This window comes from Serinicoccus sp. CUA-874 (genome assembly GCF_001942225.1).
Classification (GTDB): domain Bacteria; phylum Actinomycetota; class Actinomycetes; order Actinomycetales; family Dermatophilaceae; genus Ornithinicoccus; species Ornithinicoccus marinus.
This window is the reverse complement of sequence record NZ_MKJZ01000022.1, coordinates 38,213-50,891: the sequence shown is the minus strand read 5'-3', so window position 1 is coordinate 50,891 and position 12,679 is coordinate 38,213. Positions and strand designations below refer to the sequence as shown.

Sequence of the window (12,679 nt, the reverse complement as noted above, 5' to 3'; positions counted from 1 at the left end):
GCGCACCTGCGTCGACCGGACCGGCGCGGACTTGGAGGCCGTGGCGCACCTCTGGCAGACTGGATCCTTGCGTCCCGGCGTCCGTGCCGAGCATCCCGTGCCCCTGCCACAGGGGGAGCGTGCGGGTGGCACCCGACGGAGACGACACCACGACGACCCGTGCCGTGCCGCCCACCGGCGGCGCCGAGCACCGATCGCCGCGGGTGACCTGTGGCACCTGCGAGCAGGAGACAACCATGCACAAGCTCGACGATCTCGACGCCGCCAGCCTGCGGAGCGACATCCCCGACTTCCGCGCCGGCGACACCGTCGACGTCCACGTGAAGGTCATCGAGGGCAACCGCTCCCGTGTCCAGGTCTTCAAGGGCGTCGTCATCCGCCGTCACGGCGGTGGCCTCGGCGAGACCTACACCGTCCGCAAGGTGTCCTTCGGCGTCGGCGTGGAGCGGACCTTCCCGCTGCACTCCCCGAACATCGAGAAGATCGAGGTCGTGAGCCGCGGCGACGTGCGCCGCGCCAAGCTCTACTACCTGCGCGACCTGCGCGGCAAGGCGGCCAAGATCCGCGAGCGCCGCGACAGCGTCCCCGCGATGAAGGGCGGCGCGCCCGCCGCTCAGGCACCGGCCCAGCAGGACTGAGCACCGGCTCGGGCCGCAGAACCACCCGATCCCTCGCCGGCCCCCGGCGGGGGATCGGTCTGTTACCAGGCTCCCGGGTTAGGGTCGGGACGACTTCAGGACGACGCAAGGACGGCAGCAGGTGAGCGACCCCACGCGGGACACCCGGGCGGAGGGCGGGTCCGACGACCTCGGGCCCCGGCCCGCCCCGGAGCGCGAGGAGGGGCAGGGGCAGGAGCCCCGGCGGCGGGGCGGCTTCCTCGCCGCGGTGCGGGAGATCGCGGCCATCGCCGCGACCGCCCTCGTGATCTCCTTCCTCATCAAGACCTTCCTGGCGCAGGCCTTCTGGATCCCCTCCGGCAGCATGGAGAACACGCTGGTCTACGGCGACCGGGTCATGGTCAGCAAGCTCCAGGTCGGCTCGCTCGGGGTGGACCGGGGGGACATCGTCGTCTTCGAGGACCCGGGGGGCTGGCTGCCACCGGTCGAGCGGGTCGACCGCGGCCCGCTCCTCAACGGGACCCTGCGGGCGCTGGAGTTCGTCGGCGTGGCACCCTCCTCGCAGGGCAACCACCTCATCAAGCGGGTCGTCGGAATGCCGGGGGACACCGTCGCCTGCTGCGACGAGGACGGCAGGTTGAGCGTCAACGGGGAGCCGCTGGAGGAGGACTACCTCTACCCCTCGGACCAGCCGAGCACGAGCGACTTCGAGATCACCGTGCCCGAGGACCACATCTGGCTCATGGGCGACCACCGCTCCAACTCCCGCGACTCGCGGGCCAACGACGACGGCACCGGGGAGCAGGGGTCGGTCCCGCTCGACGACGTCGTCGGCCAGGCGGTCGTGCTCCTCTACCCCTTCGACCACTTCGACTGGTTCGGCGTGCCCGAGACCTACGCCGACGTCCCGGACGCACCGTGACCACCACGACCCGCCGACCAGCGAGCCGCCGACCGAGCCTGCGGGTGGAGCGCACCCTGCAGCGGGAGGGCTACGAGCTGTTGGTCGGGATGGACGAGGTGGGGCGCGGGGCCCTGGCCGGGCCGGTCAGCGTAGGCGTCGTCGCCATCGGTGCGACCTGCCGCAGCGCCCCGCAGGGGGTCAAGGACTCCAAGCTGCTGACCCCGGCCGCGCGCGAGGGGCTGGTCCCGCGGATCCGCCGCTGGGCGCACGGGCACGGGGTCGGTCATGCCTGGCCCTCGGAGATCGACGCGATCGGCATCATGGCGGCCCTGCGCCTGGCCGGGGAGCGCGCCCTCGCACAGCTCGGGGGACTGCGACCCGACCTGGTGCTGCTCGACGGCAACCACGACTGGCTCACCGACCCCGAGCGGGTGGGTCTGCTCGGGCTCGTCGACGGAGCCGCACCGCCGCCGGTCCGCACGATGATCAAGGCCGACCTGCGCTGCTCCTCGGTCGCCGCCGCCTCCGTCCTGGCCAAGGTGGAGCGCGACGGGCTCATGGTGCAGGCCGCGCGCGAGGAAGGGCACGAGGCCTACCTCTGGGAGCACAACAAGGGGTATGCCGCGCCGGAGCACCAGGAGGCGCTGCGCCGTCTCGGTCCGTGCGCGTGGCACCGGCGCAGCTGGAACATCGCCGCGGCGGGTACGGTCGTGGGGCGCGAGGAAGGGATGACGGAGTGAGCGCGGAGGACCTGGAGAAGTACGAGACCGAGGCCGAGCTGGCGCTCTACCGCGAGTACCGCGACGTCGTCGGGCTGTTCACCCACGTCGTGGAGACCGAGCGCCGGTTCTACCTCGCCAACGAGGTCGACGTGCAGGTGCGGGCCGGGGCCGGCGAGACGTGGTTCGAGGTCACGCTGACCGACGCCTGGGTGTGGGACGTCTACCGGCCCGCGCGCTTCGTGAAGAAGGCGCGCGTCATCACCTTCAAGGACGTCAACGTCGAGGAGCTGGCCAAGTCCGACCTGGACGTCAAGGGGCTCACGGACCACGGCTGAGGCGGCCGTCGCCCGACCCCGGTGAATCAGTCGTGGCGCGGGAAGCCGAGGTCGATGCCGCCGTGCGTGGCGGGGTCCGGCCAGCGGGCCGTGACGGCCTTCTCCCGGGTGAAGAAGTCGAAGGCCCGGACCCCGTAGGCCTTGGCATCGCCGAACAGCGAGGACTTCCACCCGCCGAAGGAGTAGTAGGCGACCGGCACCGGGATCGGCACGTTGATGCCGATCATGCCGACCTGGATCTCGTGCTGGAAGCGGCGCGCGGCGCCGCCGTCACGGGTGAAGATCGCGGTGCCGTTGCCGAAGGTGCCGGAGTTGATGAGCTCCACCCCGTCCTCGTAGGACGCGACACGGACCACGGACAGGACCGGTCCGAAGATCTCCTCGGTGTAGGCACGGCTGCTCGTGGGCACGCGGTCGAGCAGCGTCGGGCCCAGCCAGAAGCCGCCGGGGTCGCCGTCCGGAGTGACCTCGCGCCCGTCCACGACGACGTCGGCGCCGTCCGTCGCCGCGATGTCGATGTAGGAGGCGACACGGTCGCGGTGCTCGCGTGTCACGAGCGGCCCCATGTCGGGATCGCGGCGCCCGTCACCCACGCGGAGCCGCCCGATGCGCTCGGTGAGGCGCTCGATCAGCTCGTCGGCGACCGGCTCCACCGCCAGCACGACAGAGATGGCCATGCAGCGCTCGCCGGCCGAGCCGTAGCCGGCGTTGACCGCCGAGTCCGCGACGAGGTCCAGGTCGGCGTCGGGCAGCACGAGCATGTGGTTCTTGGCACCGCCCAGCGCCTGGACCCGCTTGCCGTGCCGGGCACCGGTCTCGTAGACGTGCTGCGCGACGGGGGTGGACCCGACGAAGGAGAGCGAGGCGACGTCGGGGTGGGCCAGCAGGCCGTCGACCGCCTCCTGGTCGCCGTGGAGCACGCTGAAGACGCCGTCCGGCAGGCCCGCCTCCTGCCACAACCGGGCCATCCACACCGCGGCCGAGGGGTCCTTCTCGCTGGGCTTGAGGACGACGGCGTTGCCGGCGGCGATCGCAACCGGGAAGAACCACAGCGGCACCATCGCTGGGAAGTTGAACGGTGAGATGACCGCGACCACGCCGAGCGGCTGCTTGAGGGAGTAGACGTCGATCCCGGTGGAGACGTTCTCCGAGAACGCGCCCTTGACGAGGTGCGGGAACCCGGTGGCGAGCTCGACGACCTCGAGCCCGCGCTGGATCTCCCCGAGCGCGTCCGCAAGGACCTTGCCGTGCTCAGCGGTGATGATCGTCGCCAGCTCGTCCTTGCGCTCGTGCAGCAGCTCCCGGAAGCGGAAGAGCACGGCCTGGCGCTGGGCGAGAGAGGTGTCCCGCCACCCGGGGAAGGCGGCGCTCGCGGCCACCACCGCGGCCTCGACCTCGGCCGGGCCCGCCAGGGCGACCCGCGCGCTCTCGGTCCCGCGCGCCGGGTCGTAGACCGGCGCCGTGCGCGGGTCGGTTCCCGGCGTCTCGACGCCGCCGATCCAGTGCGCGACGAGGGGCAGGTCGGGAGCGTCGTCGGTCTGCATACGGCCCATGATGCTCCCTCCGGGCCGGGGGTCGTCCACACCCCTCGACGGCCGCTGACCTTCTCCACAGATCGGCGCCGGCCTCTTGAGGTCGACGCCGACGCGTCGTCTGCTGGTCCGAAGCGGGCGCGCGACGCGTCCGCCGAGAGGGGGAGGACATGGCAGCAGGTATGCCCTGGGCGCGGGCCCGGGCGGTCGGTGACCGGGGGGAGGACCTCGCCTGCGCGCACCTGGAGTCGCTCGGCTGGCAGGTGGTCGACCGCAACTGGCGGTGTCCGGAGGGCGAGCTGGACGTCGTCGCCGAGGACGGGCGCACCCTGGTCTTCTGCGAGGTGAAGACGCGCCGGTCGGTGCGCTTCGGTGAGCCCGTGGAGGCGGTGGGTGCGGACAAGGCGCGGCGCCTGCGGACACTGGCGTGGGCCTGGCTGGAGGCTCACGACCGGCGGGGCGCCGCCTTCCGCATCGACGTCGTGGGCGTGCTGCGGCCGCACGACGACGAGCCGGTCCTGACCCACCTGCGGGCGGTGGCCTGATGGGCCTGGCCCGGACCCACGCGGTCACCCTGAGCGGAGTCGAGGGACGCCTGGTCACCGTGGAGGCGCAGGGGGCGGACGGCCTGCCGGCGACGGTGATGACCGGGCTGGCGGACAACGCGTGCCGGCAGGCCCCGGACCGGGTGCGCCCGGCCCTGCGCAACTGCGGCATGTCGATCCCGCCGCGGCGCTGGACGATCAACCTCTCGCCGGCGGGGGTGCCCAAGACCGGCAGCGGGTTGGACCTGGCGATCGCCGTGGCGATGATGGCGGCCGAGGACCACGTGCCGGCCACCGCCGTCGCCGGGGTGGCCCAGATCGGCGAGGTCGGCCTGGCCGGCGACGTCCGGCCGGTCCCGGGGGTGCTGCCGATGGTCGTCGCGGCGGCCGACGGTGGTGTCACAGACGTCCTCGTCGCCGCTGACGCCGCCCGGGAGGCCGCGCTGGTGCGTGGTGTCCAGGTCCACCCGGTGCGGACGCTGGGGGAGGTCCGCTCCTTCTTCCGGGCGCGGGCCGAGGGCGGCCAGGTGGACCTCCCGATGCCGCCGGCCACGCCCCGCGCGGTGCAGGCCGTGCCCGACCTGGGTGACGTCGTGGGCCAGGCCGTCGCACGGCAGGCCCTGGAGATCGCGGCCGCGGGCGGGCACCACCTGCTCCTCGTCGGCCCGCCGGGGGCGGGCAAGACGATGCTGGCCGAGCGGCTCCCCGGCCTCCTGCCCCCGTTGGAGGGTCCGGACGCGCTCGCCGTCACCGCCATCCACTCCGTGCTCGGCGCCCTGGCCGTGGACGACCGGCTCGTGTCCGAGCCGCCCTTCGTCGCACCCCACCACACCGCCTCGACCGCGGCAGTCATCGGTGGCGGCTCGCGCGCCGTGCACCCGGGGGCGGTCTCGCGCGCCCACCACGGCGTGCTCTTCATGGACGAGGCAAGCAATGGAAAGTGCACCTCCTTATCGAAGGAGGTCACTGATGACGACGAGGACGAAGCAGCCTGGCGCGAACGCGCGGCCGGGTCGGGCGACGCGGGCGGTGGTCTACCCGGCGTTCAATCAGACGGGGCCGAACATGCCGGCCGGGGACACGCGGCCGATCTATCTGTATCTGCGGCTGTCGAAGTATCACAAGGACAAGGCGGATGCGATCGAGCGTCAGCGTCTTGATCTGACCCGCAAGCTCGCCACCGAGGGTGGGTGGACGGTGATGGGTGAGTACATCGACAACGACTCAGCGAGCGCTTCTGCGGCGAAGAGCCGCAAGGGGTGGCGTCAGTTGAACCAGGACATCCAGGCGGGGACGGTTCCGGCGGTGGCGTTCTGGAAGTTGGATCGCACGAACCGGATCGCGGCGAAGTGCATCGAGTGGATCGGGCAGTGCCAACGCTCAGGGGTGTATCTGGTCTCACATCAGGACAGCGCCGATGAGCTGAACACTGCGACCGCGGGGGCGAAGCTGGTGACCGGGATCAAGGCACTGCTCGCGGAGGTTGAGACCGATTCGATGAGCGAGCGGCAGTTGGCGTCGAAGCGGCACCTGGCCGAGGCCGGATTCCATCATGGCGGCACGCCGCCGCTGGGGTGGATGGCTGGCCCGCGTGTGGTCGATGAGTTCGGACGTTCCGGCGTGCGACTGGTGCCACATCCGGTTGAGCATCCGGCGTTGAAAGACGCGGTGGACATGGTGCTGGCGGGCAAAAGCCTGGCTCAGATCGCCCGCTACTGGAGCGACCAGTACGGGATCACCGCTGCCGCGGGCGGGCCGGTGTATGAGGCGACGGTGTACCGGTCGCTGGTCTCGCCCCGGATGATCGGCTACCGGATGCGGCAGGTGCCCGAGCACCAGCGCGGTGTGAAGCTCGACCTGCTGGACCACATCGCCCGGGACGCTTCGGGCGAGCCGGTGATCGCTCAGGAGCCGGTCTGTGATCGGGCGACCTGGTTGCGGGTGCGCCGGCTGTTGGAGGAAGCGAAGACCTCGCGAACCAGGCGACCGTGGGGCTCGCACGAGTGGCTGCTGACCGGGCTGCTGCATTGCCAGTGCGGGGAGCGCCTGTATGGGCATCAGAAGTACCGCAAGCGCGCCTCTGGCGAGCGGGTGCCGGCGTTCGCATACCGCTGCCAAGCCAACAAGGTCCGAGGCCCGGGGAACTGCTCGGGTGGATGCACGATCGATGCGGTCAAGGGCGAGGCATTCGTGCTGGGCTGGTTCTTCGCCCAGATCACCGATGATGCGCTGGCTGCCGTGCGTGCCCGACGGCGTGCCGCTCGGGCTGACGTGGGCATCAACGAGGTGCTGTCCCAGCTCGATGAGGCCAGGGCCGAGCGTGACGCGCTGCTGTCCAAGCAGGGCACCGGGGAGTATCGGGGTGCGATGGTGACGGTGCTGCTGTCGCTGATCGCTGAAGCGCAGCGACGTGTCGATGGTCTCCAGCGACGGTTGGATGCGATGGAGCTGGATGAGTTCCCGATCGAGGACGGCCCAGCGTTGATCGCGTCGTGGAAGGAGAGGACGATCACCGAGAAGCGCGCCTATCTGCGGCGGATGATCCACCGGATCGACGCGCTGCCGGGCACGGCACCGACCGAGGAGCGGTTGAGGATCACTCCGGTCGAGTGAGAGCGTCGGCCACGCTGGCGGCATCGAGCATCGTCGCGATCTGCTCGATCACGTCCTGCGAGGCCGGTTGGGTGTCGCGCCGGAGCGTCCCGGCCCGCCACCCGGCGGCGAAAGCCGCATGGGCGGGCTCGGCGACGACCTGGCCCACCTCAGCCGGAGGTGGGCAGGTCGTATCGGTGCTCACGGTTCCTCTCCGGCGATCGCGGCGAAGAACTCCTCCTCGGCTTGCCGGCGTCGCTCGACGTCGGCGATCATGAAGTCCACGAACTCGCTTTCGCGGTCGGCGATGATGACGTCTTCGACCGGCGGGGCGGGGTCTCGCCGGGCCAGGTGGTCTGGCGGGTGGGCCGGTCTCGGTCGAGGCGGGTGCCGGAGGCGGCGACCCATTCGCGTAGCCGGTTGCGGGCGTCGGCGAAGTCGCGGTGCCAGCCGAGCGGGGCGCTGCCGCTCATGTCGGGGTCGTAGGCGCACAGCCAGTGCAGGTGCAGTGCGGACAGTTCCCAGACCAGCTCGGGGTGGTGGTGCCAGAACGGTGGGATCACGCTGGCGGGCAGTCCGTAGGTGGTGCGCAGCCATCGGACCCACCGGTTCAGCTCGAACCATTCGACCTCGGCGTCGGCGGCGGTGAGCAGGTTCCAGTTGATCGGGTGCGGAGGCTCGGCAACCAGCGGGTCGTCGTCCGGGACGAGGTTGTCTTCGTCCAGCTCGTCCAACTCGTCCAACTCGTTCAACTCGTTCAGTTCGTCGGGGTCGTCCAGGTGTTCGGGGTGGGGAGTGTGTTCGTTCATCGGTCTGCCGCCCCTCACATGCTGATCGCTGGCGCGGTGCTGGCTGGCCGGCGGTCGGGCGGGTTGAACGCCGCTGCGTCCCGCTCGGCGGTGCGTGCCGGTGTGGTGTGCTCGGGGGCGGTCTGTTCGGGGCCGGTGCGGCGGGCGCTGCGGTCCACGTCGTAGCGGGTGTAGGCGGTGTCGTGACCGATGCCGGTGACGACGAAGACCTCCCCTTCCATGCCGGTGTCGGCCTTGGGGAACTTGCGGACATAGCCCTGGGCGATGAACCGGTCGCCGGGGACGTAGTTGTCCATGATTCGCTGCACGTTGTCGTCGTAGGCGACGAAGGTGTCGTAGGTCTTGCCGAGGTCGGTGAACGAGCCGTCTTCCTCGCGGTGCTTGCGTTCCTGCCCGAACCGCACCTTCACGTACAGGGCGCCGTCCTGGGTCTCCAGCTCGCGGGGATCTTTGGCGATGAACCCCCGGATCGAGGGTCGCGAGTTGATCGACATGCTGTGCTCCTGCCCGTGTCAGGCCGCGTCAACGGTGCGCGGCTACACCAGGCAGGTGCACGACCGGCTCCCCGTGCGTCAGGTCGCCGCCGGGCGCGCAGCAGTGCCTCGATGGCCGAGCGGTCCTTGCCGAGCTGGGCGGCGTCGGGGCGGGTGGGCCAGGCGCGCAGGTCGGTCACGATCGGCGGCGCACTACGGAGGAGGGTGATGCCGGTGCCGAAGGGCAGGGTGCGGATGCGGTCGGGCGGCAGGATCGGCACTCTCCTGATGGAGCGTTGGTTCGATCTCGTGCCGTGATCGCCCAGGGTCACGGAGTCGGTGTACTCGTCGCGTTCGCCGATGAGGGAGGACAGGTCTTGGAGGTCTCGGGAGTTGGAGGCGCCGCCGAGGATGATCTTGACGATGCTCGCGTCCCAGATGGCGCCGGCGGCGTTGTCGCCCCACTTCTCCCGTGCCTGTGCCAGTGACTGCAAGACGGCGAGGCAGGTGATACCGGTGCCGCCGCCCTCGGCCATCAGTGTCGGCAGCGAGGGCAACGGTGAGAGGTTGCCGATCTCATCCAGCGCGAGCAGCAGTGGTGGGTCGAGCCGGGCGCGGGTGAGCGGGCGGCGAGGCGGCGGGCGGCTTCCACGAGGTCTTCCACGAACGCCGCCACCAGGGCCGCGGACGCTCCGGCCCCCGCACCGGTCGCGAGCAGATACAGCGTGCCGCGTTGGGTGAGGAAGGCTTCGGGGTCGAAGTCCTCACCCGCTCGTGGGGTGACGGCGTCCAGGACGCGCGGGTCAGCCAGGGCGGAGAGGGCGAGGGAGACGCCTTGCCAGATGGAGTCTCGGGTCTTGGGGTCGGAGTCGATCATCGCCCCGAGCGAGTCCGCCCATCCGGTCGCTGCGTTCGGGTGGTTGGTGAGGACGGCGACGGCTTCGGCGGCGATGGAGGGGTCCAGGGTCCACCGGAACAGTTCGGCCGGTGGCCGGCCGTCCAGGGCGGCGGCGTGCAGCAGCGCTTGGAGGGCGGTGCGTGTCTTGCCTTCCCAGAACCCGCCGGACTCCACACCGCCACTGCTGAGCCCGGTGGCTGAGGCGAGGCCCGTGGCGCGGACCATCGCCGTCAGCGGGTCCTCGCAGCCGCGGACCGGGGACCATCGCAGTCCGGCGGGGACGCCTTCGGCGAGGTGCTGGGGATCGAACACCCCCACCGGTCGGCCGTAGCGCTGGCGGGCGCGGAGGGTGGCGGTGAGGTTGTCCGGTCGCGTCGAGGTGGTGACGACGGCACCGGGCGCGTCCAAGATGGCGTTGATCACCACGTGGAGCCCTTTGCCGGAGCGGGGTGGGCCGAGCAGCAGGATCGAGTCCTCGACCGATGCCCAGACCTGTTTGCCGAGGCTGGTGCCAAGCAGGTAGCCCACATCCGCCGGTGCGGGAGCCTCCAGGGAGGGGCGGAGTGTGCTGGCGCGGCGCAGCAGTGCCTTCCCGGAGGCGGTCTGGCTGACTTCGTGCCCGGTGGCGGTGCCGGCGAGGCGGCGGGGGTCGGTCTCGGTCTTGCGGGTGTGGCGGCGCAGCCGCACCCACACCCACCCGCCACCGACCGAGAGGCCGGCGAGCAGGACGGCGGTGACGATCCAGTAGACGACCGGGTTCAGCCCGGCGGCGGCGTCGAGAGCGACGGCGGGGTCGCCGGGGTTGAACAGCACTCCGAGCCCGGACGCCGGTCCCGCGGCGGGTTGGGCGGTGCCGGTGAGGAACGCCGCCACGCTGCCGGCGGCGCGCAGGACGAGCGCGACGCCGAACATCCCGACGAGGGCGATGAGGGCGGCGTTGGTCAACTCGTCCCCGAACGAGCCGGTCTGACGACCCTGCGGGCTGCTCACGGTACCCGCCTGACCACAGTGGTGCCGGAGATGCGCCCATACAGCACCACCTCGTGCGGGCTCTCGGCCAAGGCGTCGAGCTGGCGTTGGTCGAGGAGAGCGCGGGCGGCGCCGGTGCCGGTGGCGTCAGTGTGGGCGACGATGACGGCGACGGCGATGTCCTCGCCGGGCACGAACCCGTCCCCGGTGACCTCAACCAGCACCGGCGGCTGCTGCTGGCGGGCACGCCGGCCACGGCGCGTCGGTGCCGCGGTGCTGTCTGCTTCGGAGGCGGGGCGTCGGCGGGTGTGGATGAGGTCGGTGAACACGGTCCCGTCGACCTCACGGACCTCGATCCGCACCGCGATGGTGCGGTCCTTGGTCACCGCGTCCAGCAGCAGCCCGAAGGTGCCACGTGTCCACTCCGAACCCGCGGCAGGGGGCGGGAACGGCGTGCCGTCGACGGTGACGTCCAGGGTGCTGTTCTCGGTGACGATGATGACGACGTGGGGCAGCACCACCGGTGTCTCGTCGGGCTGCTGGGACGAGGTGTGGTGCAGCGGGTTGCGGCCACTCATGACTGACCGCCCAGGTAGCGGGCATCGGTCCGGAACAGGTCCAGCTCGACGGGATGGAGTTGGTGTTGCGAAATGAAACTCCTGGACTTGATCTTCCACAGCCCCTGTCCGACCCCGAGGGTGGGGAGGAGCTTCTGCTCGGTACCGGTCAGCCCGAGGGCCTTCGCGGTCGGGCCGAGCTGGTCGGACTCTTGCCGGTAGACGATCCGGGTCTCGGCGTTCGCGAGCAGGCTGTTGGCGAGGGAGCGCATGGCCGAGCCTTGGTCGCCCACGTTGTCGAGGTCGGTGAGCTTGTGGAAGATCAGCATGTTCGCGATCCCGTAGTGCCGTGCCAGCCTCCAGTGCGCGTCCATCCGCCGTAGCAGGGCGGGGTGGGACATGAGGCGCCATGCTTCGTCGTAGATCACCCACCGCTGCCCACCATTGGGGTCCAGCAGCGCCGATTCTATCCACGCGCTGGAGCACGTCATCAGGACGCTGATGAGGGTGGAGTTCTCGGTGACGCGCGACAGGTCGAGGGAGATCATCGGCAGCGACGGGTCGAAGGCGACGGTGCTCGGGCCGTCAAATAGGCCGCCGAGGTCCCCGGCGACGAGGCGGCGTAGGGCGTGACCGACGAGCCGGCCGTCCTCCGCCAGGCGACCATCCGGAGCATCGGTCGGGCTGAGGATGTGGTCGACGACCATCGGCAGGATCGGCACGGTGTTCTCGGCAACGGTGGCGGTCAGGGCGAGGTCGATCGCGGTGTGCTCCAGCGGCGTCAACCCCCGCGCGAGCACGGTCTCGGCGAGGGCGCCGATCAGGTCACGACGCCGGGAGGCGACCGTGGAGGCCCACTGTTCATCCGAGAGACCGGAGGGCCGGTGGCCTTCATCGAGCGGGTTGAGGCGGGTGTGGAGGCCGTGGCCCAGCACGATGGCCCGCCCGCCGACCGCTTCGGCGACGCCGGTGTGCTCGCCCTTCGGGTCGCCGGGCACGTAGACGCGGCGCCCGAACGGCAACGAGCGGGTGTAGAGGGACTTGGCGAGTGAGGACTTGCCGGAGCCAACGATGCCGGCCAGCACGATGTTGGGTGCGGTGATGATCCCGCGCGCGTAGAGCACCCAGGGGTCGTAGACGAACGATCCGCCGGAGTAGAGGTCTTGCCCGACGAACACGCCATCGGAGCCGAGGCCGCCTTCGGCGACGAACGGATACGCCCCGGCCAGCGTCGCGGACGTGTCTTGATGGCGGGGCAGCCGGAACCGGCCCGGCGATTTGAGTGCCGCCGGGCCGGGTTCGCCGGCGGCCGGTAGGTAGGTCGTCGCGCGCCGCTCAGCCTTCTCGGCTTTGGCCTTTGCCCGTGCCGCCCCCTTTTCGACTGCGCGTTGTTCGGCTTGGAGGCGGGCGGCGGCCTGTCGGCGTTGCTTGCGCAGTCGGCGGCGTTCGGCGGCAGGGGCGACCAGGACGGATGTGTGCAGCCGCTCGGGCTCCGTGCCGGTCACAGGGACAGCCCTCGCCCGGCCGATCCGGTCGTGCGGGCGGGTCCGGCGAACCAGTCCTTGTCCGCGCCGAGGGCCGTCCGCCGCGTGGCGGACGCCTGCGCCGGCTGAGGTGCGGGCGGGGCGCCGATCCCGGTGATCGCCTCCCGCGCCGGCACCACGGCGTCTTCGAGGACGTCGGAGGCTGGTGCGTACTCGCGGAGGAGGCTGACGTGTCCGGCGAA

Annotated in this window: 11 protein-coding genes and 3 pseudogenes; 7 read left to right on the top strand and 7 right to left on the bottom strand. The window is 71.2% G+C overall.

From position 1 onward, the window contains the following. Positions 1-236 precede the first annotated feature (236 nt). The 4 genes from rplS to BJF80_RS06975 all read left to right on the top strand — a co-directional run bounded on the left by rplS (position 237) and on the right by BJF80_RS06975 (position 2,578). Positions 237-638, top strand: a complete 402-nt coding sequence (gene rplS, locus BJF80_RS06990) for a 50S ribosomal protein L19 (RefSeq protein ID WP_028131226.1) — start codon at positions 237-239, stop codon at positions 636-638. 121 nt (positions 639-759) lie between these two features. Continuing rightward, positions 760-1,539, top strand: coding sequence for a signal peptidase I (gene lepB, locus BJF80_RS06985; protein ID WP_083673508.1), 780 nt, complete (start codon positions 760-762; stop codon positions 1,537-1,539). After that, positions 1,536-2,261: a ribonuclease HII gene (gene rnhB / locus BJF80_RS06980; protein ID WP_237740066.1), complete on the top strand. Its 726-nt coding sequence runs from the start codon at positions 1,536-1,538 to the stop codon at positions 2,259-2,261. The genes lepB and rnhB overlap by 4 nt, the downstream gene beginning before the upstream one ends. Then, a complete protein-coding gene (locus BJF80_RS06975; RefSeq protein WP_075812478.1) occupies positions 2,258-2,578 on the top strand; it encodes a DUF2469 domain-containing protein in 321 nt (106 codons plus the stop codon). The genes rnhB and BJF80_RS06975 overlap by 4 nt, the downstream gene beginning before the upstream one ends. Before the next feature lie 26 nt (positions 2,579-2,604). Here BJF80_RS06975 and BJF80_RS06970 read toward each other — a convergent pair whose 3' ends face one another. Beyond that, positions 2,605-4,122, bottom strand: a complete 1,518-nt coding sequence (locus BJF80_RS06970) for a CoA-acylating methylmalonate-semialdehyde dehydrogenase (protein ID WP_237767476.1) — start codon at positions 4,120-4,122, stop codon at positions 2,605-2,607. A gap of 170 nt (positions 4,123-4,292) precedes the next feature. On the opposite strand from BJF80_RS06970, the gene BJF80_RS06965 reads away from it, so the two are divergent. The 3 genes and pseudogenes from BJF80_RS06965 (at position 4,293) to BJF80_RS06955 (ending at position 7,268) form a co-directional block, all read left to right on the top strand. After that, positions 4,293-4,655, top strand: a complete 363-nt coding sequence (locus BJF80_RS06965) for a YraN family protein (RefSeq protein ID WP_052327905.1) — start codon at positions 4,293-4,295, stop codon at positions 4,653-4,655. Further along, positions 4,655-5,530, top strand: a pseudogene (locus tag BJF80_RS06960) (ATP-binding protein); the annotation flags it as partial. The gene BJF80_RS06965 and the pseudogene BJF80_RS06960, both read left to right, overlap by 1 nt. A 94-nt stretch (positions 5,531-5,624) precedes the next feature. Beyond that, the gene (locus tag BJF80_RS06955) at positions 5,625-7,268 is read left to right on the top strand and encodes a recombinase family protein (protein ID WP_075812476.1); all 1,644 of its coding nucleotides are present in this window, start codon (positions 5,625-5,627) and stop codon (positions 7,266-7,268) included. Here BJF80_RS06955 and BJF80_RS18325 read toward each other — a convergent pair. The 6 genes and pseudogenes from BJF80_RS18325 to BJF80_RS06930 form a co-directional block, all read right to left on the bottom strand. Next, a complete protein-coding gene (locus tag BJF80_RS18325) occupies positions 7,252-7,452 on the bottom strand; it encodes a hypothetical protein (RefSeq protein ID WP_143554017.1) in 201 nt (66 codons plus the stop codon). The two genes, BJF80_RS06955 and BJF80_RS18325, sit on opposite strands and share 17 nt — an antisense overlap. Further along, a pseudogene (locus BJF80_RS06950) lies at positions 7,449-8,056 on the bottom strand (hypothetical protein). The gene BJF80_RS18325 and the pseudogene BJF80_RS06950 overlap by 4 nt, the downstream one beginning before the upstream one ends. 14 nt (positions 8,057-8,070) lie before the next feature. Further along, positions 8,071-8,550, bottom strand: a complete 480-nt coding sequence (locus tag BJF80_RS06945) for a hypothetical protein (RefSeq protein WP_075812474.1) — start codon at positions 8,548-8,550, stop codon at positions 8,071-8,073. Positions 8,551-8,645: 95 nt separating this feature from the next. Then, positions 8,646-10,417 (bottom strand): annotated as a pseudogene (locus BJF80_RS06940) (type IV secretory system conjugative DNA transfer family protein); the annotation flags it as partial. Next, the gene (locus BJF80_RS06935) at positions 10,414-10,974 is read right to left on the bottom strand and encodes a hypothetical protein (protein ID WP_075812472.1); all 561 of its coding nucleotides are present in this window, start codon (positions 10,972-10,974) and stop codon (positions 10,414-10,416) included. The gene BJF80_RS06935 and the pseudogene BJF80_RS06940, both read right to left, overlap by 4 nt. Next, complete coding sequence (locus BJF80_RS06930; protein WP_075812470.1) at positions 10,971-12,458, bottom strand: putative type IV secretion/conjugal transfer ATPase; 1,488 nt, start codon at positions 12,456-12,458, stop codon at positions 10,971-10,973. Before BJF80_RS06930 ends, BJF80_RS06935 begins: the two co-directional genes overlap by 4 nt. Positions 12,459-12,679 lie beyond the last annotated feature (221 nt).